This window comes from Proteus mirabilis HI4320 (genome assembly GCF_000069965.1).
In the GTDB taxonomy this organism is placed as follows: domain Bacteria; phylum Pseudomonadota; class Gammaproteobacteria; order Enterobacterales; family Enterobacteriaceae; genus Proteus; species Proteus mirabilis.
In genome coordinates, this window is record NC_010554.1 from 1,000,466 (window position 1) to 1,024,061 (window position 23,596).

The 23,596-nt window shown below is 41.8% G+C and carries 27 protein-coding genes and 1 pseudogene; 27 read left to right on the plus strand and 1 reads right to left on the minus strand.

All coding sequences use genetic code 11. The features are described from left to right. Positions 1–22 precede the first annotated feature (22 nt). From PMI_RS04495 to PMI_RS04580, 19 genes are all read left to right on the plus strand, one after another. Complete coding sequence (locus PMI_RS04495) at positions 23–949, plus strand: helix-turn-helix domain-containing protein (RefSeq protein WP_004251618.1); 927 nt, start codon at positions 23–25, stop codon at positions 947–949. A 416-nt stretch (positions 950–1,365) separates the two neighbouring features. After that, positions 1,366–1,788 carry a hypothetical protein gene (locus tag PMI_RS04500; protein WP_004251614.1) on the plus strand — a complete coding sequence of 141 codons (423 nt, stop codon included), beginning with the start codon at positions 1,366–1,368 and terminating at the stop codon, positions 1,786–1,788. A 52-nt stretch (positions 1,789–1,840) separates the two neighbouring features. Beyond that, on the plus strand, positions 1,841–2,110 hold the full coding sequence (locus PMI_RS04505; RefSeq protein ID WP_004251611.1) for a phage holin family protein: 270 nt from the start codon (positions 1,841–1,843) through the stop codon (positions 2,108–2,110). Further along, positions 2,110–2,580 (plus strand): lysozyme, encoded by a 471-nt coding sequence (locus tag PMI_RS04510; protein WP_004251609.1) that lies wholly within the window; start codon positions 2,110–2,112, stop codon positions 2,578–2,580. The genes PMI_RS04505 and PMI_RS04510 overlap by 1 nt, the downstream gene beginning before the upstream one ends. Then, positions 2,562–2,720 carry a hypothetical protein gene (locus PMI_RS19430; RefSeq protein ID WP_004244729.1) on the plus strand — a complete coding sequence of 53 codons (159 nt, stop codon included), beginning with the start codon at positions 2,562–2,564 and terminating at the stop codon, positions 2,718–2,720. Before PMI_RS04510 ends, PMI_RS19430 begins: the two co-directional genes overlap by 19 nt. A gap of 2 nt (positions 2,721–2,722) precedes the next feature. Next, the gene (locus PMI_RS04515) at positions 2,723–3,184 is read left to right on the plus strand and encodes a lysis protein (protein WP_004251606.1); all 462 of its coding nucleotides are present in this window, start codon (positions 2,723–2,725) and stop codon (positions 3,182–3,184) included. Between the two features lie 897 nt (positions 3,185–4,081). Next, positions 4,082–4,420, plus strand: coding sequence for an HNH endonuclease (locus PMI_RS04520; protein ID WP_004242468.1), 339 nt, complete (start codon positions 4,082–4,084; stop codon positions 4,418–4,420). Positions 4,421–4,538: 118 nt separating this feature from the next. Continuing rightward, on the plus strand, positions 4,539–5,006 hold the full coding sequence (locus PMI_RS04525) for a phage terminase small subunit P27 family (protein ID WP_006537822.1): 468 nt from the start codon (positions 4,539–4,541) through the stop codon (positions 5,004–5,006). Then, complete coding sequence (locus PMI_RS04530; protein WP_012367783.1) at positions 4,960–6,693, plus strand: terminase large subunit; 1,734 nt, start codon at positions 4,960–4,962, stop codon at positions 6,691–6,693. The genes PMI_RS04525 and PMI_RS04530 overlap by 47 nt, the downstream gene beginning before the upstream one ends. After that, entirely contained in the window at positions 6,693–7,961 is a 1,269-nt protein-coding gene (locus tag PMI_RS04535) for a phage portal protein (protein WP_012367784.1), read from the plus strand. The genes PMI_RS04530 and PMI_RS04535 overlap by 1 nt, the downstream gene beginning before the upstream one ends. Before the next feature lie 17 nt (positions 7,962–7,978). Further along, positions 7,979–8,647, plus strand: a complete 669-nt coding sequence (locus tag PMI_RS04540) for an HK97 family phage prohead protease (protein WP_004242476.1) — start codon at positions 7,979–7,981, stop codon at positions 8,645–8,647. Between the two features lie 3 nt (positions 8,648–8,650). Further along, positions 8,651–9,817, plus strand: coding sequence for a phage major capsid protein (locus PMI_RS04545; RefSeq protein WP_012367785.1), 1,167 nt, complete (start codon positions 8,651–8,653; stop codon positions 9,815–9,817). A 38-nt stretch (positions 9,818–9,855) separates the two neighbouring features. Next, positions 9,856–10,155, plus strand: coding sequence for a head-tail connector protein (locus tag PMI_RS04550; RefSeq protein ID WP_012367786.1), 300 nt, complete (start codon positions 9,856–9,858; stop codon positions 10,153–10,155). Further along, positions 10,155–10,484: a phage head closure protein gene (locus PMI_RS04555; protein WP_012367787.1), complete on the plus strand. Its 330-nt coding sequence runs from the start codon at positions 10,155–10,157 to the stop codon at positions 10,482–10,484. The genes PMI_RS04550 and PMI_RS04555 overlap by 1 nt, the downstream gene beginning before the upstream one ends. After that, positions 10,474–10,947 (plus strand): HK97-gp10 family putative phage morphogenesis protein, encoded by a 474-nt coding sequence (locus tag PMI_RS04560; protein WP_036976749.1) that lies wholly within the window; start codon positions 10,474–10,476, stop codon positions 10,945–10,947. The genes PMI_RS04555 and PMI_RS04560 overlap by 11 nt, the downstream gene beginning before the upstream one ends. A gap of 5 nt (positions 10,948–10,952) precedes the next feature. Further along, complete coding sequence (gp17, locus tag PMI_RS04565; protein WP_012367789.1) at positions 10,953–11,294, plus strand: tail completion protein gp17; 342 nt, start codon at positions 10,953–10,955, stop codon at positions 11,292–11,294. A 9-nt stretch (positions 11,295–11,303) separates the two neighbouring features. Then, positions 11,304–11,969 (plus strand): hypothetical protein, encoded by a 666-nt coding sequence (locus PMI_RS04570; RefSeq protein ID WP_012367790.1) that lies wholly within the window; start codon positions 11,304–11,306, stop codon positions 11,967–11,969. A gap of 64 nt (positions 11,970–12,033) precedes the next feature. Continuing rightward, entirely contained in the window at positions 12,034–12,450 is a 417-nt protein-coding gene (locus tag PMI_RS04575; RefSeq protein ID WP_012367791.1) for a hypothetical protein, read from the plus strand. A gap of 44 nt (positions 12,451–12,494) precedes the next feature. Then, positions 12,495–12,725, plus strand: a complete 231-nt coding sequence (locus PMI_RS04580; RefSeq protein ID WP_004251574.1) for a phage tail assembly protein T — start codon at positions 12,495–12,497, stop codon at positions 12,723–12,725. Positions 12,726–12,749: 24 nt separating this feature from the next. Here the strand turns inward: PMI_RS04580 and PMI_RS04585 are convergent, their stop codons facing one another. Next, entirely contained in the window at positions 12,750–12,941 is a 192-nt protein-coding gene (locus PMI_RS04585; RefSeq protein WP_004242485.1) for a YqaE/Pmp3 family membrane protein, read from the minus strand. Positions 12,942–13,067: 126 nt separating this feature from the next. Here PMI_RS04585 and PMI_RS04590 point away from each other — a divergent pair, with 126 nt between their 5' ends. From PMI_RS04590 to PMI_RS04625, 8 genes and pseudogenes are all read left to right on the plus strand, one after another. Beyond that, on the plus strand, positions 13,068–16,343 hold the full coding sequence (locus PMI_RS04590) for a phage tail tape measure protein (RefSeq protein ID WP_041707085.1): 3,276 nt from the start codon (positions 13,068–13,070) through the stop codon (positions 16,341–16,343). Then, positions 16,344–16,940: a hypothetical protein gene (locus PMI_RS04595; protein ID WP_012367794.1), complete on the plus strand. Its 597-nt coding sequence runs from the start codon at positions 16,344–16,346 to the stop codon at positions 16,938–16,940. Continuing rightward, positions 16,940–17,521: a hypothetical protein gene (locus PMI_RS04600; protein WP_012367795.1), complete on the plus strand. Its 582-nt coding sequence runs from the start codon at positions 16,940–16,942 to the stop codon at positions 17,519–17,521. Before PMI_RS04595 ends, PMI_RS04600 begins: the two co-directional genes overlap by 1 nt. 56 nt (positions 17,522–17,577) lie before the next feature. Next, the gene (locus tag PMI_RS04605) at positions 17,578–17,976 is read left to right on the plus strand and encodes a DUF6950 family protein (protein WP_012367796.1); all 399 of its coding nucleotides are present in this window, start codon (positions 17,578–17,580) and stop codon (positions 17,974–17,976) included. Then, positions 17,976–21,005 carry a phage tail tip protein J-related protein gene (locus PMI_RS04610; protein WP_012367797.1) on the plus strand — a complete coding sequence of 1,010 codons (3,030 nt, stop codon included), beginning with the start codon at positions 17,976–17,978 and terminating at the stop codon, positions 21,003–21,005. Before PMI_RS04605 ends, PMI_RS04610 begins: the two co-directional genes overlap by 1 nt. A gap of 3 nt (positions 21,006–21,008) precedes the next feature. Next, positions 21,009–22,010, plus strand: a complete 1,002-nt coding sequence (locus tag PMI_RS04615; protein WP_004251552.1) for a DUF6453 family protein — start codon at positions 21,009–21,011, stop codon at positions 22,008–22,010. Positions 22,011–22,056: 46 nt separating this feature from the next. Continuing rightward, positions 22,057–22,194: pseudogene (locus PMI_RS19570) on the plus strand (colicin E3/pyocin S6 family cytotoxin); the annotation flags it as partial. Between the two features lie 14 nt (positions 22,195–22,208). After that, the gene (locus PMI_RS04625) at positions 22,209–22,457 is read left to right on the plus strand and encodes a colicin E3-like toxin immunity protein (RefSeq protein WP_004251549.1); all 249 of its coding nucleotides are present in this window, start codon (positions 22,209–22,211) and stop codon (positions 22,455–22,457) included. Positions 22,458–23,596: the final 1,139 nt, after the last annotated feature.

Genomic DNA, 23,596 nt, shown 5'->3' on the forward strand with positions numbered 1-23,596 from the left:
CAATTTTTAGTGAATTAGTCTCATGGATACGTTGAGCCAACTCTTATACCTTTCTCAAGGGCAATTGCAATTAGATGTGTTTTGTCAAATGAAAGGACATTTTTCCTTACCGCATGTTTCATCTGTTGAACATGAAACTATTTTTCACTTAGTTCTATCAGGGCAGTGTTATGTTCAGATTGAAAAATCAGCCCCTATAGTTTTATCCGAAGGCACTTTTTTAATGTTAAACAGAAGGCAATCACATACCCTTTGGAGTGGAGAACGAGATATAGAACCTCCCCCTTTTTTGCATAAAAATAATGGCTTCTTACCTGTTAAGTACACAAAATCTGAAGATCAGACTCAACATGTTGATTTGCTTTGCGGGCGAATGGCTTATGCTAAAGGAAGCGGGTTACTATTATTAAATGGGTTTCCTGATATGGTAGTGGCAAATTTGGTGGAAATGCCAGGGCTAACAGTATTGAATTTATTTAGCCAGTTGCTTCGAGAGGAAGCCATTAATGCAAATCAAGGGGCGGCTGCGATACTAAATGGGCTTGCTCAGACTTTATTCGCTTTTGCATTACGTGTTTATGGGCAAAAACCAGATATAAACTCAAGTTGGTTAGCATTATTAGCTGAACCTCGGTTAAGTCGTGTATTTAATTCTATGTTAAATGAACCACAAAAAGGGTGGACACTTGATTCTTTAGCTAATGTCGCTTCAATGTCACGAGCGACTTTTGTGCGTCAATTTAAAGCAACGGCGAATACGACACCTGGCGAAGTTCTACAATCCATTCGTATGCTAAAAGCACTTTCATTATTACAACAAAATAAATATACATTATCAGATATCGCAGAAAGAGTCGGATACCAATCTGAAGCTGCATTTAGTAAAGCATTTAAAAGTGTATTTAATTGCAGACCAGGGCAGTGGAAGAAGCAACAGAGTAAAGTGTAAAAATTTGCACAGAGTAAAGAAGAATTATTACTTTCTTTTGAAGTCACTTCGGTGACTTTTTTGTTATCTAAAGTAAAAACGAAATTATATTTGCGCTTAAATTAATCGCTGAGTAAGGGAATTGAGAAGCAGAAGAAGTTCACTATTACTTAAGTGACGGGAATGCTGTTCGAGTTATCATTCCCGATTTGAGTAAAAAAAAGCCGACGCGCTAGGAGTCATGTCGGCATAAATCTTCGGGAAAAGTGTTAATAACGAGAGCGATCATTAACTATAAAGCAATGTATCAATATCGGAGAAAAAAAAGGCACATTTACGAATAATAATCATTATCATTTAATTGTCAATTATATGAGGTCACTACAGTGACCTTTTTCTTGTCTAAATATGATATATATCAATAAAAGGTGTGTGTTATGTCAAAAGAGATAAGCGAATTACAGTTTAGTCTTCACTATGCCTCAGAAACAGACAGTGAAAAGAATACCTCCGCCATTTTAACGGCGAATATCCATACGACTGATGGTGAAACTCAACAACTGACACAATTAATTTGCACGACATCTTCCGCAGGTAAAAAGCAATATCGAATCGGCTTGCAAAAAATTAGTGATGCTGGTGCTCCATTGCTGGTGGCGATTGAATCTTATTGGCGTAAAAACACACAAGAGAGTTGTATTTATTTTTTAGAGAAAGCAAAACAGTTTATTCAAGGACACTTACAACAAACGAATACATGGATATCCATGTACGGCCTTGTGATTGTTTCTAATGCGTCACTGGAAGAACAGTTGCCTGAAGATTTATTAAAAGCACTTAAAGTATCAATACCCGCCTAATTTTTTAACTTTCTCACACTAATCATTAACGGACACTCCTCAGGGGGTGACTATGCGTATGGAAAAATTAACCAATGTAACTTATGGAACAGCAGGCCTAACGGCCTTTTTTGCCAGTCTCTCTTTATATGAATGGGTATTTGTTATCGGGATGGCGTTCAGCATGCTTCTGGGTTTAGCCACTTATTTTATGACTCGTCGAGAACAACGAAAACGCACTCAATTATTTGAAGAGCTTGTTCGTCATGTTGACCCACAAAACCCGACCGAAACCTTAAAAAAGCTTGCTGAATTAATGGTGAAAGCGCCAAAGGATATTTAATGTCTCTCAAACAGAAAATAGCGGCGCTAACAACAGCAGGAGCAACAGCCATCGCGTTAGTAGTAATAGCCCATTTTGAAGGTGTACGTTATGAACCTTATCGTGATGTGGCAGGTGTTCTAACTGTTTGTTATGGACATACAGGCAAAGACATTATTCAAGGCAAGAGATACACACAACAAGAATGTGATGCGTTATTACAAATCGATTTTATTAAGACACAACAGCAAGTCGATGCATTAATCAAAGTATCACTCGATGACTACACCAAAGCTGCTTTATATTCCTTTGCTTTTAATGTGGGTACAACCGCATTTGCTCGCTCAACATTACTCAAGAAGCTAAACGCTGGTGATAGAGCGGGTGCCTGTGAAGAAATGAAACGTTGGATATATGCAGGCGGAAAGGTCTGGCGAGGGCTTGTCAGTCGTCGAGAAGCGGAGTCAGCACTATGTCATGGAAACCTTTAATCATCATTATCAGCTTTATCCTTGCATTACTCATTACAGTCGCTGGTGGCATTTATCTCTTGATTGATAACTCATGTACTAAAGACCAAGTGAGTTTAGAAAAGCGCTGTCAGATAGCTCTCTCACATCATCGGTACTAATCATGAAATACGGGAAACTCTATGCCGTTATTACGATGGTAGGCATCATTGTGGGAGGCTATTGGGTGGTTAATTGGCAAGCTAATAGGATTAATTCATTGACAGATATCAACAAAAAACTGGCCGTAGCTCTTGAAGAACAGAAGTCTATTAATACTGATTATCAAGCACGCATAATGCGGTTAAACCAACTGGATATTCAATATACGCAGGAGTTAGCGAATGCCAAGAATGAAATTAGTCGCTTGCGTGATATTAGCGAGCGTCATCCTGAGCGGGTGTATATCAAAGCCGAGTGCCCAAAAAGCAAAACCACTTCCGCCACCAGCTTGGCTTATGCAACCACCGCCCGACCTACTGACACCGCTATCCGAAATTATTGGTTACTCAGAGAACGAATTGCAGAGTCAGAGCAAATGATTAAAGGGTTGCAGGATTATATCAAACAAGAATGCATGGAATAAAAAAGCCCAGCATGGGAGGCTGGACAATACTAACAATATATTGTTTCATATGGGTATAGTTAGACTTATTATTATAACTAAAGTAAATATATATGCTAGTTTATTGTGTTTAATTATTTATTTTTATTTGATTAATAGACGTAAGATAAAAAATAGCCCTATGATTTAATGTTCATAGGGCGGTTAAAATGAAGCAAAAAGTAAATATCAATCATTTCCAATTATATAATTATTATTTCTTTATGCAATAGAATATATTGTATTTCTGTTATATTAGTAGATTAAAAAATATATTTAATTGTAATATGTCATATAGTATCTATTTGATGTAAGTGTCTCTTTAGAGGTAGATAGTATTCCACTCTATCTGAACTCCCGATGGAATAAATAACGATGTGTAATCAAAAGTTAGTCGTACTTTTACTCGCTGATGGATCATGTAAACAAGTTGATATCACGGACATGTACTAATGACATGAGCATAAATACTCCAGATATCTATTTAGATAATAGTGACTGCTCGTCATTTGTACTGGGTTAGGGGGGCAGTAGATTTTGATGAAAAAAAACTGTAAGAGAGATTACAGGGCTGAAAAACATAAATATATTTATATATCTTTTTGAAACAGAAAGCGCCGCATTGTCGCTGTCTCCTATGTTAGCTATGACCTGTTTTATTCTCGACAGAGAGCACATAGTGAGAATCAAAAACAACGAATACCACCGTTTTGTTATTTTCGGTCATTATCAGCAACGTCAGCTGTAGGTAGAAGAAGGGGCGTGACGATGGAGAGACATCATCTACAAACGTCATTCATTGATTGGTGTATACAGATAGCCATCAGTTAACCACTGGTGGCTTTTTTATTGCGGAAAATTTGTAATGGAATAAAAAAAATGAAAAAACGCAATGTCTATGGTGGTCGCTGGGCAAAGGTGCGATTAGCATTTCTTAATGAACATCCACTTTGCGTCATGTGCCAAGAGCAAGGGCGCATTACTGCGGCCACAGTAGTTGACCACATTATTCCGCATCGTCTTAAAGAAGCGCTTGAATCAGGTGATAAAGAACGTATCGCAAAAGCCCAAGCCTTATTCTGGGACACAAAGAACTTCCAAAGCTTGTGCGAATTGCATCATAACTCCACCAAACAACGTATCGAAAAGAGTGGCAAAGTCATTGGCTGTAATGCGGATGGCATTCCACTTGATCCCAATTCTCATTGGCATCAATAACACCATGAAATACAGGGTGGGGGCGGGGTAAAAGTTCAAACACTTTCGCCCTGATTACCTAGCGCCCTCATTTGTGTGCACAATCGCGAAATGAAAAGTTTTTTTCTGGGAGGTTCCGATGGCAGGAAGACGCCCGAAACCGACCCACTTGAAGGTGGTCACCGGTAATCCGGGAAAACGAAAACTCAACGATAAAGAACCCCAACCCAAACGTGAAATTCCAAGCCCACCCGAACATTTAACGGATTGGGGGAAAATGGCGTGGGCAAAATTAACCTTATTACTCGATGGAATGGGCGTTTTAACCGTGGCTGACACGCTGGCATTAGAACGGCTGTGTGATATCTACGCCGATATTCTTCAATTGCGAGACACCATTGCGATTGAAGGTCGGACATACACCACAAAAACGCAATTAGGGGATTTTTTAATTAAAGCGAATCCTGCCGTTGCCATGTTGGCTGATGCAGATCGCCGTTTTAAAAGTTATTTAGTCGAGTTTGGTTTAACCCCCGCCGCTCGTTCGAAGGTGAAGATGGATGGTGGAGAAGAAGAGGAAGATCCGCTCAACCAATATTTCGGTTGATCCCGCAACACAATACGCGCAAGACGTGCATCAAGGCAAAATCTTAGCGGGGCCTGATATTCGTCATGCATGTGCACGTCATCTCAAAGATTTAAACGAAGCCGAGCAACGAGGATTAGTCTGGGATGTCGAGGCTGTCAAAAGGGTGATCGATTTTTTCGCGAAAGTCTTAAAGCTCAATGGCGGGGAACATGAAGGCAAACCGTTTATTTTATTGCCTTGGCAATGCTTTGTGATTGGCTCCATTTTTGGCTGGAAAATGACTGATGGTACACGGCGATTTCGCATTGTGTACGTTGAATCAGGTAAAGGTTCAGGAAAATCACCGATGGCGGGTGGCGTTGGGTTGTATTGTTTAGTCGCCGACAGTGAACCGCGTGCTGAAGTGTATGCGGCAGCCACGAAAAAAGACCAAGCCATGGTTTTGTTTCGTGATGCGGTGGCAATGGTTGATCAATCTCCCGCATTAAGTCAGCGGATCACCAAATCAGGCGGAACAGGCAAAGAGTGGAACTTGGCTTATTTGAAAACGAGTTCATTCTTTCGTCCGATTAGTTCGGATGATGGGCAATCAGGGCCTCGTCCCCATTGTGCGTTGATTGATGAAATTCATGAGCACAAAAATAATACCGCCGTCGAGATGATGCGAGCGGGTACAAAAGGTCGGCGGCAAGCCTTGATATTTATGATCACCAACAGTGGCCATGATAAAACCAGTGTGTGTTATGACTATCATGAATACGGACGAAAAGTCGCCGAAGGAACTATCGAAGACGACAGTTTCTTTTCCTATATTTGCTCACTGGATGAAGGCGATGATCCCTTTAAGGATGAGTCTTGCTGGGGGAAAGCCAATCCATCACTGGGCTACACCTTTTCTGATCGCTATTTGCGCGAGCAAGTGACACAAGCTCGAGGTATGCCCGCGAAAGAAAGCATTGTGCGTCGGCTTAATTTTTGTCAGTGGGTGGATGCCGATAATCCGTGGATTAACAGTGAAACATGGATGCAGTGTGAAAACACGTTCACATTCGATGACCTTCAAGGTGAAGAGTGTTATGGCGGACTGGACTTATCGGGAACCAAAGATTTAACCGCATTAGCCTTGTATTTTCCTAGTCTCAAACGTCTTTATGTCGAATTTTGGACACCCAAAGACACTTTATTGGATAGAGCGAAAACCGACCGAGTGCCTTACGACTTATGGGTAAGGCAAGGTTTTATGCATACCACGCCAGGGAATGCGGTGAGATATGAATTTGTGGCAGAACGCATTGCTGAAATGGCGATGCACGTCAGCATGAGAGCCATTGCCTTTGACCCTTATCGCATTAAATACCTTGAACCCAAACTCGATGACGCGGGTGTGACGGTTCCTTTAACTCCGCATGGACAAGGATATTACAAAGCCAAAGATTCAGGGCTGTGGATGCCACACTCTATCGAACTGTTTGAACAGCTCATTGATGACAAGAAGATTGAGATCCACACCAATCCTTGTTTGAGATGGAATGCTGCATCCGCTGTGCTTGAGGCTGACCAAAAAGATAACCGCGTCTTTGCCAAGAAAAAAAGCACCGGTCGAATCGATGGTGTGGTGGCCTCTGCAATGGCGATTGGTGCTGCGGAAGGTGAGGTTGATAATGGCAACCTTGATGATTTTTTCTCTAACCCATTGAGTATGTGATGACAGATAAACAATATTCAATCGATTTGCGCACTAATCATGGTTGGTTTGCGCGTCTGGCTTCCTTCTTCGTTGGGGGAAGACTCGTGACACCTGAACAAGGTTCACAATCAGGCGTTATCTCAGCGCAAGGCTCACTTGGTGATTCTTCTGTAAATGATGAGCGAATACTCCAAATATCAACGGTTTGGCGTTGTGTTAGCTTAATTTCGACGTTAACGGCTTGTTTGCCACTGGATGTGTTCGAAACGGATAAACAGGGAAATAGAACCAAAGTCGATTTAAGTCACCCATTGGCTCGATTACTGCGATATTCGCCCAATCAATATATGACCGCTCAAGAATTCCGAGAGGCAATGACTATGCAGCTTTGCTTTTATGGTAATGCTTTCGCGTTGATTGAGCGAAATAAAGTCGGTGATGTGATCAGCTTGCTCCCTCTGCTGTCTGCCAATATGGATGTACGCATGGAGGGGAAGAATATTATCTATAAATATCAGCGTGATCATGAATTTGCGAAATTTAAACAACACGAAATTTTTCATTTAAAAGGGTTTGGTTTTAATGGGTTAGTTGGATTGTCGCCTATTGCTTATGCGTGTAAGACAGCAAGCACGGCCGTTGCGATGGAAGATCAACAACGTGAGTTTTATGCCAATGGGGCTAAGTCACCTAAAATTCTAACAACAGGCGATAAGGTACTGAATAAAGAGCAACGTAGCCAACTTGAAGAGAATTTCAAAGAAATTGCGGGTGGCCCCGTTAAAAAACGATTGTGGATCTTAGAAGGGGGATTTCAAGCTCAAGATATTGGTGTTAGTCCTCAAGATGCAGAAACGATGTCTTCCCGCAAATTTCAAGTCAGTGAATTAGCCCGTTTCTTTGGTGTTCCACCGCACTTAGTCGGCGATGTTGAAAAATCAACAAGTTGGGGAACAGGTATTGAGCAACAAAACTTAGGTTTTCTTCAATATACCTTACAACCCTATATCTCCCGATGGGAAAATTGCATTGCGCGTTGGCTTCTAAAACCCCCCGAAGTGGGGAAATACCATGCTGAACATAACCTTGATGGATTATTGCGAGGCGATTCCACTTCACGCGCCGCGTTTATGAAAGCGATGGGAGAATCGGGGCTAAGAACTATTAATGAAATGCGACGGCTCGATAATTATCCTCCTCTTGAAGGTGGAGATGTCGCTTACCGGCAAGCACAATATTTACCGATTAACCAACTCAATAAAGAGCCTCACGAAAGTGGGGCTTAATTATTTATGGGGGTTCAATGCCTGATATCAGAAAAACACTGAATTTTGATGAAGCGGAAATCAAATTTACGGGTGATGGCACACAAGGCGTTTTCGAAGGTTATGCCTCTGTATTTAGTCATCAAGATTCCGATGGTGACATTATTTTACCCGGTGCGTTTAAGCATGTTTTAGATAAGCAAAAACAAAAAGTCGCTATGTTTTATAACCATCGAGTCTGGGAACTTCCTGTGGGGAAATGGGAGTACATGGAGGAAGATCAAAAAGGATTACGTGTAAGAGGACAACTAACACCCGGTCATAGTGCGGCTCAAGATCTAAAAGCGGCAATGAAGCATGGCACGGTTGACGGGCTTTCTATCGGATTCGGTTGTCTGCGTAATGATTTTGAGCGGACACCTTCAGGCCGTATTTTTAAAAATATCTCTCTGTTACGTGAAATCAGTATTTGTACATTTCCCGCTAATGACCAAGCACAGGTTTCATCACTCAAGAGCATCGATGGGTTATTAACGATCCGAGATATTGAGGATTGGCTGAGAGAGTCAGCCGGTTTATCAAAATCAGAAGCAGTCGGTTTTATTTCCCGCTTCAAATCCGCTATTCGGAGTGAGTCCGATGACACTCAACAATCCCTAGTCGCATCCATTGTTAACCAAATTAATGCATTTAATCTGAAAGGATAGAATATGTCTGACTTAGCTATTATCCAAGAAGCCATCGAAGGATCACAAAAAAAGGTGCAAGAGCTCTTCGATGCACAGAAGAAAGAAATTGAAGCTACTGGCGTAGTTTCAAAGCAATTACAAACAGATTTAGCCTTAGTCCAAGAGGAATTAAAAAAAGCCGGTGAACGTCTGTTTGATTTAGAGCAGAAAGGGGCAACGAGTGCTGATGATCCTAATGCGAAAAAAGATTTTTCTGAACGAGCAGCAGAAGCGCTGACAAAATCATGGAATGGGAGTCAGGCTTCTTATGAAGTGAAAACTTTTAATAAATCATTAGGCAGTGATGCGAGTTCAGCCGGTGTTCTCATTCAGCCGATGCAAGTACCGGGTATTATTATGCCGGGTATGCGTCGTTTAGTTATCCGCGATTTATTAGCACAAGGTCGTATTTCCAGTAACTCACTGGAATATGTACGCGAAAAATTGTTTACCAATAGCGCGGCACCCGTGAAAGAAAAGGCACAGAAACCAGAATCTAATCTGACTTTTGAAAAACAAACGGCAAATGTGATCACTATTGCTCATTGGATCCAAGCGTCTCGCCAAGTGATGGATGATGCAGTGCAGTTACAGTCTTACGTTAATAATCGCTTATTGTATGGCTTAGCATTAGTGGAAGAGGAGCAATTACTCAATGGTGATGGTACAGCGGATAATTTGACGGGGATTAATCATGTTGCCACTGCCTATGATACCACGTTGAGTGCTACTGGCGACACGCATGCTGACTTGATTGCTCATGCCATTTATCAGGTAACAGAATCTGAATTTAGTGCCTCTGGTATTATTTTAAATCCTCGTGATTGGCATGCCATTGCGTTAATGAAAGATAAAGAAGGGCGTTATATTTTCGGTGGCCCACAAGCGTTTACTTCAAATGTAATGTGGGGATTACCTGTTGTTCCCACAAAAGCACAAAAACAAGGTGAGTTTACTGTTGGTGCATTTGATTTGGCGTCTCAAGTATGGGATCGAATGAATGCGGTTATCGAAGTGAGTCGAGAAGATCGTGATAACTTTGTGAAGAATATGCTGACCATTTTGTGTGAAGAACGTTTAGCCTTAGCTCATTATCGCCCTCAAGCCTTAATTAAAGGGACTTTCCCAACGTCTGGAAGAAGTGCTTAAGTAATAGGTCGGGGTAGGTAACTATCCCGTATTACATCATGAATATCTTAGATGTCATTCCTCTTTCTTTATTAAAACAGCATCTCGAATACAGCGGTGATGATCGTGATGAGCAGATTATATTTTATGCACAAAGCGCATTAAATTATTGTTTGAGATGGTGTGATGAACCAGCATGGAAATCACCCGATGATATCCCTTATGAAGTGAAATCGGCAATGCTCTTAGTGCTGGGGGATATGTTTGAACATCGAACCAGCCAAAGTGAAATTCCGTTATATGAAAATAAAGCAGTAGAACGATTGTTACTGCTTTGTCGAAATTGGCGAGGTAGTTAATGGATCCGGGACGATTACGCCACACTATTCATATTCAAAAATCAGTATTAGCGCCCGATGCCATCAGTGGCAATGATGTGATTTGGACGGATCATGCGACAAAAGTACGTGCAGCGATCATGCCTTATCAAGGGCGGGAATATTTTCAAGCCCAGCAAGTACAAAGTGAGGCCACAACGCGAATTATTATTCGCTATATCGCTGACATTGATACTTCGATGCGTATTGTATGGGGTAAGCGAATATTTAATATTATTTCGATTATTGACCCTTATGAGCGTCATCGTGAGCTTCAATTGATGTGCAAAGAGGGCGTGAATGATGGGTGAGATTAAAATCAGTGGATTGTCTGAACTCGCTCAACGAATGCAAGACATTGCCCGTAAAACCAGAAATCAAAGTGCGCGTAAGGCGATGAATGCAGGCGCTTCGGCGTTAAAGCAGGAAATCAAACATCGAGTGCCTATTCTTAAGGAAACGGTGCCTCATCGACGCAAAGGCACTATCAAGCGCAATATTCGTTCTAAAACGAAAGTACAACGCAATGGGCAAGTCAAAACGCGCATTTGGGTGAAATCATTATCGGGTAAAAAGGTGTCTGCCTTTAAACAGGCAACGGGGAAAAGTGCAGCATTGAACCCGAATGATCCGTTTTATTGGTGGTTTGTTGAGTTTGGCACCGCCAAGATGCCCGCACAACCGTTTATGCGCCCCAGCTTTGAAGCGAAAAAGGAAGCGACGGCTAAAGTGATAGTTCAAACACTCAAAGAGGACATTGAAAAAGCAAGGTAGAGATCATGATACAGCAATTAAAAGAGACCCTTTCACCGCTGGTCGATGGAAGGGTTTTTTTTCAGGTATTACCCGAAGGCAAAGGGCATTATCCCGCCATTGTGATCCAGTTTGCCAGCATCACGCCTAACAGTGCGCTGGAGGATACGGATTTAGATAACTATCGCGTACAACTCGATGTGTATGCGCTCCAGCCACAACCCCTTATGGTCTTGCGTAAAAAAATCGAGGCTCAGATTGTTGCGGAAATTCCATTCGCACAACGGGTGAATGCGGTCTTTGGGTATGAAGCGGATGTCAAATTGCATCGGCTTGTTCTTGAATTAATGATTTCATCAGATAAATAAGGAATGGATATGACAAAGCCAAAGAATCATAAAGCGACGCCTTTCCTCGGCACGAAGATCTTTGTGCAAACAGGCTTAGGAGAGGCGATGACCGTGACGGAAGCGACGTTATCACCCGCAACCATTACCATCGCCAATAATAAACTGAAAGCGGATGACATGATTATGTTATCGGGTTTAGGGGAGTTAGATGGGCGTTTTCCTATTGCACAGGTTGATGGCAATAAAGTGACCTTGTGTGAGGAAGTGGATTGGGGTGATAAAACGTTACCCTCAGATTTTGCAAACGCCAAAGCACAACGCATTCAATGGTCTAATAATTTCTGTGCGGTAAAAAGTTTCAGCAAAGACGGTTCGACAACCGAACAAATTGATGTCACCACTATTTGCAGTGATGGCAAAGAATATGAATCCGGTGATACGGAATACGGCTCAATTAAATTGACCTTCTTCTTACGTTATAGCTCCAGTGATGTGCAGCGACTCTTGCGTAAATATGAAAACAGCAAAGAAAAATTCGCAGTGAAAATGGTCTTAACGCGAGATGAAGGCTCCATGTTTTATTACGGCTCCGTCGAAACAGGCATGAACATTGATGGCAGTGTGGGGCAAATGATGGATTCGGGGATCTCGATTAAATTGTCTGGCCGTGATTATTTGAATGCGAAGAAATAACACTTAACTCACCTCTCTTATTATTTCTCTTCTCCCTTCTCGATAAAAAATCTTAGGAGTGATTATGTCTAACGCGTTATTGCGTGAATTAGTGTTAAACCAAGCACTGAAAGTGACACCTTTTACTTATTTAGACAACACCTTTTACGTCAAAGAGCTGGATGTTGGCACCATGAATTACATTCAGCGCAAACTTCGCCAAATTAAAATCAAGCTTGCTGAGGCGCAGGACATTTATTTAGACGAAGACGATCCCGAACAATTTAATGAGGCGATAAATCGTGTCTACGATGAATACGATGTCGCCAGAATGTTGGCCTTTAAGTTGTGTGATGAAAAAGGAGAACTGCTTTTTGATGCTGAAAATGAAGCAGATTTAAAAGGTCTTAATCGTCTAGGGCAAGGGTTCTCTAATGCGGTGTTTACAGCCGAAGCGGGGAACAGCGAAAAAAACTCGGAGACCGACGGCAATTCCAACTGATATTGTCGTTGGCATTGGGAAAAACGCTCGCGGAAATCGAGCAAATGCCCGAAAGCCACTTGTGTGAATATGAAGCTTTTTATCGCAAACAACCCTTTGGTTTATGGCGAGAGGATTATCGGATGGCACAAGTGGCGCATCTTCTTGCGATGATAAATCGTGATCCGAAAACGTCTCCGCCGGAATTGATGGATTTTATGCCGATGTGGAAGAAGAAAATCACGGAAGAGGAGGTGTGGGATAATGTCACTGAGAGTGTATTAGCTAATCGATAGCCCCACATCTGTGGGGCTTAATCGTTAACCACCGCGAGACATTTTCTCAATTTTTTTATCCGTATTGTATTGAGAAAGGGCATAAACCGACCAGATAGCCGCAGGGATCCATCCAATTAAGGTGATTTGTAGGATAAGGCAGAAGATGCCAGCAAATGGGCGACCAATCGTGAAAAATTGTAACCAAGGTAGTAATAACGCCAGAATAAGTCTCATAAAACCCCCTCTATTATTCGAAATTTCAGTTTGTCAATAATTAAATCAATAGCAAATAACAAGGAATATTGCATTTATTCAGGGTGAAAGTTTGCTTTTGTAGTGTTCATACCAAGGATTGAATTTATGGCGGGAGCATTAGGTAGATTAAATATTGATTTGACGTTGAATACGGCAAATTTCACAAATGCGATCAACCGTAGCCAGCGCCAAACAGAACAATTTGGGCAAAGTATTCGCGTCAGCCTTCAAGCTATCACCGTGCAACAAGAGCGAATGGTATCGCAAACCGCAAAATCCTCGGCGCTTTTTGCCCGTTTTGCGAGTGTCACCGCAAGTGCATTATCCATTCATCAAGTCATTAATTATGCTGATAGTTGGACGGAATTACAGAACCGCTTAAAACTGGTGACAGAAAGTTCTGTCGAGTTAAATAAAGCCACACAAGCGGTCTATGATATTGCCCAAAAAACCTATCAATCATTGGATGCCACAGCACAGGTTTATCAACGTTTTGCAGATAATGCCGATCGCTTAGGCTTAAGTCAGCAAAAAGTGGCCGAACTCACGGAAACTGTCTCAAAAGCCGTGGCGATTTCAGGCGCGAGTGCAACCGCAGCCCAAGCGGCATTAACCCAATTTGGTCAAGCATTAGCCTCGGGGCAGTTACGTGGCGAAGAGCTAAATTCAGTGATGGAGCAAACCCCTGCGTTAGCGAAAGCCATCGCTGACGGAATGGGTGCCAGTGTGGGCGAATTAAGGAAGAAAGCCCAAGACGGTGAAATGACGATTGAGAAAGTCATTCAAGCCTTAGAACGTGCAGCTGACAGTGTGGATAAAAAATTTGCTACCAGCGTGACAACGGTTAGCCAAGGTTTCACCAATCTTCAATCGGCGATGACAAAATTTATTGGTGAAGCGAATCAAGGTACTGGTGCGACTCAGCTTTTAACCATAGGGATGGCTACTCTTGCCGATAATCTATCGTTAGTGGCTAAAGTGGTTGAAGGAATTGCTGTCACGGCATTGGTAGCAAAACTCTCTCAATGGACGAAAGCTACTTATCTGAAAAATCAGGCAACATTGAATGAGGCCAAAGCCACATTACAGAGTGCGGAGGCAAACAGTGTGGCAGCAACCAGTGCCGTGAGGAAGGCATGGGCGGATAAAGAAGCTGCTACATCGGCACTCAATAGAGCCAAAATGGAATATCAAGTTGCTAGAGGCACTAATGCTGAAAAAATCGCACTCGATAACCTTATCGCCACAAAATCACTCGCAAGAACAGCCTCTCTAAATTATACACAAGCATTAACCGCCGAAAACGTCGCTCAACGTGCATTAACGACCGCTCGGCGTCAATCAACAGTGGCAGGGCGAGCACTTAACAGTGTTATGGGATTCGCGGGTGGCCCTATTGGATTAGTGTTGACGGGTGTTGCGGCATTGGGCATGGGATTGTATGAGTACAGCGAAAATGTCAAACAAGCCAAGTTAGAATCGATTGAATTTGCTAATTCCCTTGATACATCAACAGAAGCGTTAAACAAAATGAGCAATGCCACGTTAGTGGCGAATTTAAGCAAAGTTTCATCGGGTATTAACGCGCAATTGGAGAAAGTCGAGGAGCTTAAACAACAGGTCATTTCCTTACAAGGTCTATCAAAATACAGCGTTGAGAGTGAAAAGGCGTTTGCTGAACAAGGTGTGGGGGATTTATACCTTAAACGAGTGGCTGAAAAGCAAAAAGAGCTTGATGCTGCGATGGGGATATATGCCGAGCAAGTTAATAACTTAGAGCGTCAGCGAGCCAATATGCAAAATATGTTGGCGACACTCAAAGAAAAAGTAGGTGATCAAGCCCCTGAATATAGACGTTATGCCACTGAGTTACAAAATGTTGATGCCGTTATCAATTCACTTAAGGCGAGCTTAAAGAGCTTAGGCATTGAATATGAATCACTCATTAATATCACGCTTCAGGCGACAAATAGCCAAGTGAATGCCGCCACGGCGATTGCTAAACAGATTGATGAATCGATTGAAAAATCGCAACGTTCAGTGGCAAAAGCACAAGCCACAGGGAAGGCATTAGCGAAATTAAATGCAGAAGATGTATTGGCCTCACGCAAAATTACACCAGATATGCAAGGCTACGATAAAGCCTTACAAGCGGAAATTGAGGCACAACTGGCATTGCAAGCCAAACGGACGTATAAGCCCAGCCACAAATCAACCATTGATTATGCCAAGCAATACACCAAAATCTTAACGGAATTAGAGGAAAAACAAGCCTCACTGATTGCAGATGGACAAAGTATTCAGCTGTATGGCACTACCTCTTCCTTTAATGAATACACATCCGCATTAGCCGATATCAAACAGAATAAAAACAAGTTTGATGCCATCTTAAAAATCGATCCCAAAGCGATTGAGACGATAAAAGAAAAAGCGAAAGCCATTGATGATCTAGCGCGTGCCAACTCGGTTGCGCAATTTGCTTATGATCGCGGTAAAGAAATTGAGCAGATGCAATTTGAAACCACCTTGATAGGAAAGTCACGCGCAGAGCAAGAAAGGCTTAATGCCCTTCGTCAGATTGATGTGCTGTATCAGCAAGCCAGTGTGGATTTAGGCGAAAAAGAGTTGGCGAACTTACAACGCAATGTCGAACTCACTAAACAGCAGATTGAGGAAGAACTGAGGAAGCGAGAGGCCATGAAAGGTGATCCGATGGCGGGATTAAAACAAGGCTTATCGGATTTCAGTGAGTCGGCCATGAATGTGATGGAGAACGTCAGAAACGTCACTACCAATGCCCTTAATAATATGTCTGATGCATTAGCCGATTTTGCTTTAACGGGTAAAGGAAGCTTTAAAGATTTTGCCAATGCGGTGATCTCCGATATCACTCGAATGGTGATGAAAATGTTGGTTTTCAAAGCCATTGAAGCAGGCGGGCAGGCAATGGGTTTTGATATGGGATGGATGAGCAAAGGGCATGCTTACGGTGGTTATACGGGGCATGGAGGAAAATTTGAGCCTAAAGGAATTGTGCACGGTGGTGAGTTTGTTTTTACCAAAGAAGCGACGGCTAAATTAGGTGTCGGTAATCTCTATCGCTTAATGCATGCTGCGCAAGGTTATGCTTCGGGGGGCTTTGTGGGGGCAGTCGCAGGACGAATACCCATTACACCCCAACCGACGTTAGCTCGTGCAGGCGGTGTGCAAATGACGGTCGTGAATCATATTACGGTGACGGGAAATGGTGACGCTGTACTTGCGCAGGCAATGAAGGAAGCCGCACAACAAGGGACAGAAGCAGGCGCACAGAAAGCTCACGCGATGATGTTACAAGACTTTCAAAGTAATGGCGCAGCACGCAGAACATTAGGAGTTTAAATGTCTATTCTTGAATGGCCAAAAGCGGTGATCCCCACACAGGAAAACTGGCAATTATTGAGTAACAGCAAAACCTTTACCTCGCCATTTAATGGAAGTAGCCAGACGGTGCGCTTTCCGGGAAGTCGTTGGCGTTGTGAGCTGACATTTAATAATTTAAATGAAGAGAAATCGCGCCAGTTAGAAGCGCTGGTGGCTTCATTGGATGGGATGTCGGGGCGAGTCAAAATAGCCAGTTGGATAAGAAAAGGGCGTTATGGGTATGGTTCGCCTCGTATTGCAATACCAAGCCAATTAGGTCATCGGCTAGAAACAAAGGACTGGAAGCGCAATATGCGCGTGTTACAGCAAGGGGATCGTTTAACTGTGGGCAATGAACTCAAAATGGTGGTGGCTGATGTGGTCAGTGATAATCAGGGGTATGCCAGTATCCCTATTTCACCGATGTTAAGAACGTCACCTACCGTCAATGAAATGCTCGAGGTTGAGCGTCCTTTTGGAGTTTTTCGGCTTGTTGATAATGAACAGGGTAAATTTCAGCATCGTCGCTTGGGGTATACCCATATCACGTTATTTTTTGAGGAGGTGTTGTACTAATGCAATATCATCCATTTTCTGACGCCATGGTCAATGCGATTAATGAGGGGGCTTATATCGTTTTAGCCGCCAGACTCGATTTGAAATCAGGCGTCACCTGTGCGCATACCGGTGTTGGGCAACTGATTATTGCAGGGGAAACTTATTTAGGCGTAGGAAGTTTAGGCGAAATCAGTCAGCTAAAAGAAAATAAGACAACCAGCCCTCCGCAATTACAGCTTAAATTAGCCGGTTTTGATAAATCGCTGGTGGGAATGGTGATGAATGAGCAAAGTCGAGGACGAGAAGTTCGATTGATGATGGTCGCCATCGGTGAAGAGGGAAAACCGCTTCTTGCTGAAGTCTTATTTGTCGGACAAATCACATCTATCAATGTGGTGTCTGGCGAAGAAAATGCCGTATGTGTTAATGTTTCTAATCGATTCGAGCGATGGTCAATCGGGTTACCCGATAGATTCACCGATGAGTCGTGGTCATCTCGAAGACAAGGTGATCGTATCTTTCGTTATGTTGCTCAAATGGCTGAACGGGCAATTTATTGGGGCAGCAAGAAAGATGCACCTGCATTTATTTATAAATAATCTTATTGTCTTGTTAAACCCACTTTTGTGGGTTTTTTGCTATTTAAGGTCAGTACATGAAACAACCCAACTGGACACTTAAATTACCTGAAACCATAAGGGCGGCGATGAGTCGCCCTTTTTCATGGGGTGAATTTGATTGTTGTATTTTTGCCTCGGAATGTATTTACGCACAATGCGGTTTCTCTCCAATAAGGCCTTATCTCAATCACTATAAAACCAAAGCCGAAGCCTTCAACCTGCTCAAATCCAAATTTGGCTCCTTAGAGAAAGCCGTATCACGCTATTTCAAGTCCATTGAGATTGAGCGGGTTCAGCGTGGTGACCTCGTACTGTTCAAAGGTGAGGACGGTGACAGTTTAGCCGTGGTCTGGGCGGGGCATTATTGGGGCGTAACCCTACAAGGTGTGAAGCCAGTGCAGATTAACCCAATCAAAGCGTGGAGAGTGGAATAATGGGGGGAAGTGGTGGATTAATTTCAAAAGTCGTGGGTGCAGGCTTAATGATTGCTGGGCTATTTACCGGAGGCGTCACCTCGGCGATGGGTATGGCACTGATGGCAGCAGGCGTTGCGGTTCAAGTCGCGGGTTCGCTTATCTTTAAGCCTAAACTGCCTTCCATGAATTATCGAGATACCAGTGAACGCAAACAGATGTTACGTTCATCGTCTGCGCCTGAAACCGTAATTGTCGGAAAAACAGTGATATCGGGTTTGCTTTTCTTTGCAGAGGAAGAAAATGGCGAACAAGATGAAAATGAAAAAATCACACTGGCATTGGCGCTTGCTGGACACCCCATAGAGAAAATCGGGAAGATTTGGTTAGGAGATGATCTCATTGAGACGTTTGGTGATAAAGCCTCATGGGAATTACATAACGATAGGGAAAATGCCGATCCCTTTATGCTTAAAAATTGCCCGTCATGGAAAGAGGATATGATTGGTCGAGGTCTAGCGTGGTTACGTGTGACACTCACGTTTGACCAAGAAAAATTCCCTTATGGATTACCCAATGTGAAATGTGAAGTCTGGGGAAAACATCTGTTTGATCCTCGCACTGGGCAAACTGTGTGGAGTAACAATGGTGCCTTAGTCATTTTGGATTATTACCGCCATTATTTAAAAGTACCTGATACGGATATTGATTTTGACAGCTTTAAACAGGCAGCCGATTTATGTGATGAAAAAGTGAGTCTACCAGAAGGCGGATTTGAGTCGCGATATACCCTTAATGGCGCCTATGACTTAAATGAGAGTCCATCCAGTGTTTTGGAGGCGATGCACAAATGCATCAACGCGGAACCGACATTCACCGCAGGAAAACACGGTATCCAAATCGGTGCTTATTATGGGCCTGCAATAAAAACCATCACTGAATCACAATTGATTGGCACTGTCACGTGTACCCCTGAAACAGGTTTAAAAGACGCGACCAATGCGGTGTATGGCACGTTTATTGATGCCGAACAGTTGTACACAAAAACCGACTTCACGCCTGTGATTGTGGACGAATGGGTGAAAGAGGATGGCTTAGAAATTCGAGAGAATATCGACTATCGTTTTGTCACCAGCCCTTATCAAGCCCAACGATTAGCTCGCCAATATCTCCGCAAAAAGAAAGCCGGAAGACGGGTTCAACTCACGATGAACTTAGACGGCTATGCTTATCGTCCGGGGGAAGTTGTGCTTTTAGAATTACCGGCTTTGGGGATTAGTGGGCTTGAATTTCGTATTGCTGAATGGTCTTTTCATACATTAGACGGTGTGGCTTTAACGTTGGAAGAGGATGGTGCCTATTTATATGAAGATGTGATTGGCAAACCGTTTGAGCGTCCGCCATTTGTGAGTTTATCCACTGGCGGTGTTGCTTCCCCTATTAATCTTACCTTTGTTCCACTTGCAGTCAGTGACATCGTACAAGGTACACTTTCTTGGCAGAATGTTGCTACTGATGTGCGCTATAACACCGTCACTATTCTTCAAGAAGGCAACGTTATTCAATCTATTCAGGTACCAGCTGAACGTGTTGATATTAACGGATTAGCGCGAGGGATTTATCGTGTTGAAGTTAGAGCGACAAATGTGGCCGGCGCAATGTCGGCACCCGCTATCAGTGACTTTGCCATTCAAGCACCACCACCTCCTGAGCATATTGATGTTACTTCTGGCTTATTTAATCTGACCATTGCACCGAAACAAGGCGATAGCGCTGTCTTTGGTTATACCTTTGAGTTTTGGTTTAGTGAGGAAAAACTCGCCAATCTCTCTGAAAATGAAGTGATCACTAAAACAAACAAAGTTGGCCAAGGGAATTTCTGGACGCAAGAGAATTTAAAAGCAGGGCATACGTATTATTTTTATGTTCGAACAATCAACAGCTATGGCAAATCACTTTTTGTGGAGGCTTCTGGTGTTTGCTCAGCTCAAACCGATTTAATTCTTGAAGAATTAGCGGGGCAAATCAGCCGAGACCAACTCGCACAAGACTTATTGGGTGAGATAAATAGCAAAGCTGACCAATCAGCCGTTGTTGAGTTAAATACGCAAGTGAAAGCGAACCATGATGCGATTTTAGCGGAGCAAGTTGCACGAGGAGCAGTAATTAACCAAGAGCAACAAGCTCGCGCTGAAGCTGATAAAGCGGAGGCTCAACAACGCCAATTCTTAGCTACACAACTTCGTGGTGATTATACAGGCAATGATTTATCGAAAGTCACCGCAGGACTTATCTCCGCTGAGAAGCAAGCGCGAGTTACAGGTGACCAAGCAGAAGCGAAAGCCCGACAATCATTGGAAACACGGATGAATGGGAATGTTTCCGTGATTAATAAATCATTAGGAACCCTCACCTCGAAACAGCAAGCACAAACACAAGAGATTTCAACGCTCAATTCAAATCTTAAGGGGAAAGCTGATAGTAGTGCGGTTAATGCGTTAAATACGCGGGTGTCGAATATCGATGGAAAAATGACGGCTACCGCTCAGCAAGTCACTCGCCTAGAAAGCCAAGTGGGTTCAAGTTCAGCCAAAATCGAGCAGACCTCAAAAGTGGTCACTGATTTAAATGGCAAAATCTCCGCATCATGGACAATGAAAGTCCAGCAGGATAGCAAAGGGAATAAAGTCATTACCGGCATTGGCTTAGGGTTTAATGCACAAGGAAATAGCCAATTTCTGGTCAATGCCCAAAACTTTGCGGTGATATCGTCATTAAACGGCAAAGTGGTGACACCGTTTGTCGTGAAGAATGGACAGGTGGTTATTCATGAAGCCTTAATGGATAAAGCGTGGATACAGAAACTAGTGGTACTCGATTATTTTAAATCATCGGGATTTGATAAAGGGAATGGCTTTTTATTGGATGCAAAAAACAATATTTTCCGCTTTACGGGTGGTAATGGGGCATTAAATATCACCAATAATCAATTGGTCGTCAAAGATGAGAAAAAACGCCTTGTGATGAAAATCGGTTACCTAGGGAATTGATTTATGTATGGTCTTGAAATTTTTCCTGTTGAAGGCGGTAAACCTTACCGTTTAACGCGTGATACGCAAATTCTCTGTTATTTAACCTCTTATCAGATAGGGCCAGAAGATTGGCCCCATTATCGACAACCGAAAAAAACACGGAGCAAAGTCATCCATGAAGCCATGGGGTATGAGGCGTTCGCCATCCCGAGAGTGGCTTCTGTGTATATGGCGGTGAATGATTATGCGTATTTTCAGGGAATAACGCATATCCGAATGGAAGGGCCTGTATTACGTTATGAGTATGTTTATGACAATGTTCAGGTTCAAGACCCACAGATGGCCAAAAGAGCCAATATGGTGGTCGATATTTATGGTATCCCGTTACCGGATAGTACAAAACCAACGTATGGTGTGGAGTGGTATGGGGCCTTTCAGGGATTTCGAAGTGCGATTACACGTAATACACAAATGACTTATTGTGTGTTTCGACAAAAAATCCACCTTGAAGGCGGGCGCTATTGGTCTTTGCCAACAACATTACCGCATTTAGATAAGTGTGTTATGTTTTATCATGCCACCAACCCTCAAGCGGAAGTGAGCTATTTAGCGCATAAAAAGCAATTATACAGTTCAGCCCAAACAGACATTTATGTGTGTGTTTTCGTTTCAGGAATGGTTTTGACCCCGAAGAGACGTTGGGGTTTATCACTGTACAGTGAAGATGGAACACTGGTCTTTAATACGGACTATTTGCCTTTTACCCGAGGAAAATCAATGGAATTGTTATTACGGGAGGGGAGTGTAGAGACTCCATATAGCTTGCCTTTAGTCTGTGCAACAAGTCAGTTTGTGAATGCGTCTTATCAGGATGACCCTATTGATTGGGCCAAGCGTAATACGGGGATACGTTTTCGGGGAAAACAGATTTTTGTGAGTGAACGGATACGTGATGCTCATCGGCAACATCATGTAGAGCAACGTATTCCCTTTTATGTCCTCAATGGCTCACTTTATTTTTAAATCTTTCTGCATTCACATTAATAATGTGATGAATTTCAAATATTATTACGAGTGGGACTCTCAGCACGGTGAACTGGAAGGGTATCGTGCCAGTGACGGCCAACATATCGAGGCTTTTGACCCGAAAACGGGTAAGCAATTGAAGCCTGCTGATCCTAAACGTAATATCAAAAAATGCCTGTAACTAGAGATAACATTATGGGATTGAAATTAAGAATTTATTGGTTCAATAAGAAAACAAAGGACTTTTCTGGTGAGGAATATTCTAAAGATCTCGGTGATGACGATTTCCTTATTGAGGAAACAATTAGCCCTAAAAATGAGAATATTATCAATAATGGTGAGTTTGAACTGAAAAAAGAATGGATTAATACTATTCAAAAACATGTAACTCACAAAATTGAACCGGATAAATATACTTATTTCATTGCATTTGATTACCAGTGATAACTGGTAATTAAAATTTTTCAAGAATGAAATAAAAACGAGTACCCGTTGCTTACGAATGAGTGGCGGGTATTTATTCACAACAGTATCGAGCATGAGATGGAAGAAGTGCTGAAAGTGGAAGAGGAACGCAGACAAAAAGAAGAGGAGATGAAGTCTCAATTTGGGCTGGGTGAGAATGGAAGGCTGTTATGTTAGATATATTATAATGAAATGAATTTTGGGTTTCATTATTGTTTATTTTATTTACACTTTTATAGTGAAAATATTCATATATTATATATAAATATCATTAATATATTACCTTCCCCATTCTTGAAATGGGGTTTCTTTATTATCAATAAATTCTATCAAAATCTTCATCATTACTATCGAAAAAACAATCGATACGTTCTGATTTATTTGAAATTCTATGACACTTTTTCAATGTGTTTGCATTTCTATTATGTATATTTTGGTACTGAATTTTTTCGCTCGGGGATAGTTCTGAATAAATAACCCGTTCTTGACATCCAATGGAGAATAGTGATGTTAGTAATAATAAAGAATATTTCATGTTTTTGCTTCTTTTAAATTTTAATAATAATTCAGTTAAAGATATTAATGATATATAGTAATTGTTAATATTGTGTTTTGCAAGTTTTTAAATTAAAAGTATAATTGATTTTATTTTTTACTTACCAGTACGTTGCTTACCTTTATCTTACATTCTTGAACAGCTTTAAATAAACTATTCATGTATTTATTAGCTTCATCCGATCCTCTTATGTATTCTTTTGTGTATAATAAATCTTCTTTTTTTATATCTTTTAATTGTTCTTCATATAAGCAATTACACATCTCATTCGTATAAATGGCATCACTTATGCACCTTTCGATATAGTTATTATTGGCATAACAATTACTAATTATCATATATGATAATATGATGTTAATGAAATATGTTTTCATAAATTACCTTTATTGTACTATGAGTTATAATTACTGTTATCGATTATATCATTTAAGAATGGTAACAATAAATAATATTTTTTTATAACGGAATAAGATGTTAATTCTTAACGAGGGATGTGAATATATAAAATATTAATGTTTTTTATTGTGAGTTTATTTTAATATTATGTTGTGCAAATGGGCTA

Excerpts from the sequence above, each read along its gene's own strand:
- PMI_RS04495 (WP_004251618.1), top strand. The coding sequence starts at position 23 with ATGGATACGTTGAGCCAACTCTTATACCTTTCTCAAGGGCAATTGCAA.
- PMI_RS04500 (WP_004251614.1), top strand. The coding sequence starts at position 1,366 with ATGTCAAAAGAGATAAGCGAATTACAGTTTAGTCTTCACTATGCCTCA.
- PMI_RS04505 (WP_004251611.1), top strand. The coding sequence starts at position 1,841 with ATGCGTATGGAAAAATTAACCAATGTAACTTATGGAACAGCAGGCCTA.
- PMI_RS04510 (WP_004251609.1), top strand. The coding sequence starts at position 2,110 with ATGTCTCTCAAACAGAAAATAGCGGCGCTAACAACAGCAGGAGCAACA.
- PMI_RS19430 (WP_004244729.1), top strand. The coding sequence starts at position 2,562 with ATGTCATGGAAACCTTTAATCATCATTATCAGCTTTATCCTTGCATTA.
- PMI_RS04515 (WP_004251606.1), top strand. The coding sequence starts at position 2,723 with ATGAAATACGGGAAACTCTATGCCGTTATTACGATGGTAGGCATCATT.
- PMI_RS04520 (WP_004242468.1), top strand. The coding sequence starts at position 4,082 with ATGAAAAAACGCAATGTCTATGGTGGTCGCTGGGCAAAGGTGCGATTA.
- PMI_RS04525 (WP_006537822.1), top strand. The coding sequence starts at position 4,539 with ATGGCAGGAAGACGCCCGAAACCGACCCACTTGAAGGTGGTCACCGGT.
- PMI_RS04530 (WP_012367783.1), top strand. The coding sequence starts at position 4,960 with ATGGTGGAGAAGAAGAGGAAGATCCGCTCAACCAATATTTCGGTTGAT.
- PMI_RS04535 (WP_012367784.1), top strand. The coding sequence starts at position 6,693 with ATGACAGATAAACAATATTCAATCGATTTGCGCACTAATCATGGTTGG.
- PMI_RS04540 (WP_004242476.1), top strand. The coding sequence starts at position 7,979 with ATGCCTGATATCAGAAAAACACTGAATTTTGATGAAGCGGAAATCAAA.
- PMI_RS04545 (WP_012367785.1), top strand. The coding sequence starts at position 8,651 with ATGTCTGACTTAGCTATTATCCAAGAAGCCATCGAAGGATCACAAAAA.
- PMI_RS04550 (WP_012367786.1), top strand. The coding sequence starts at position 9,856 with ATGAATATCTTAGATGTCATTCCTCTTTCTTTATTAAAACAGCATCTC.
- PMI_RS04555 (WP_012367787.1), top strand. The coding sequence starts at position 10,155 with ATGGATCCGGGACGATTACGCCACACTATTCATATTCAAAAATCAGTA.
- PMI_RS04560 (WP_036976749.1), top strand. The coding sequence starts at position 10,474 with ATGATGGGTGAGATTAAAATCAGTGGATTGTCTGAACTCGCTCAACGA.
- gp17 (WP_012367789.1), top strand. The coding sequence starts at position 10,953 with ATGATACAGCAATTAAAAGAGACCCTTTCACCGCTGGTCGATGGAAGG.
- PMI_RS04570 (WP_012367790.1), top strand. The coding sequence starts at position 11,304 with ATGACAAAGCCAAAGAATCATAAAGCGACGCCTTTCCTCGGCACGAAG.
- PMI_RS04575 (WP_012367791.1), top strand. The coding sequence starts at position 12,034 with ATGTCTAACGCGTTATTGCGTGAATTAGTGTTAAACCAAGCACTGAAA.
- PMI_RS04580 (WP_004251574.1), top strand. The coding sequence starts at position 12,495 with ATGCCCGAAAGCCACTTGTGTGAATATGAAGCTTTTTATCGCAAACAA.
- PMI_RS04585 (WP_004242485.1), bottom strand. The coding sequence starts at position 12,941 with ATGAGACTTATTCTGGCGTTATTACTACCTTGGTTACAATTTTTCACG.
- PMI_RS04590 (WP_041707085.1), top strand. The coding sequence starts at position 13,068 with ATGGCGGGAGCATTAGGTAGATTAAATATTGATTTGACGTTGAATACG.
- PMI_RS04595 (WP_012367794.1), top strand. The coding sequence starts at position 16,344 with ATGTCTATTCTTGAATGGCCAAAAGCGGTGATCCCCACACAGGAAAAC.
- PMI_RS04600 (WP_012367795.1), top strand. The coding sequence starts at position 16,940 with ATGCAATATCATCCATTTTCTGACGCCATGGTCAATGCGATTAATGAG.
- PMI_RS04605 (WP_012367796.1), top strand. The coding sequence starts at position 17,578 with ATGAAACAACCCAACTGGACACTTAAATTACCTGAAACCATAAGGGCG.
- PMI_RS04610 (WP_012367797.1), top strand. The coding sequence starts at position 17,976 with ATGGGGGGAAGTGGTGGATTAATTTCAAAAGTCGTGGGTGCAGGCTTA.
- PMI_RS04615 (WP_004251552.1), top strand. The coding sequence starts at position 21,009 with ATGTATGGTCTTGAAATTTTTCCTGTTGAAGGCGGTAAACCTTACCGT.
- PMI_RS04625 (WP_004251549.1), top strand. The coding sequence starts at position 22,209 with ATGGGATTGAAATTAAGAATTTATTGGTTCAATAAGAAAACAAAGGAC.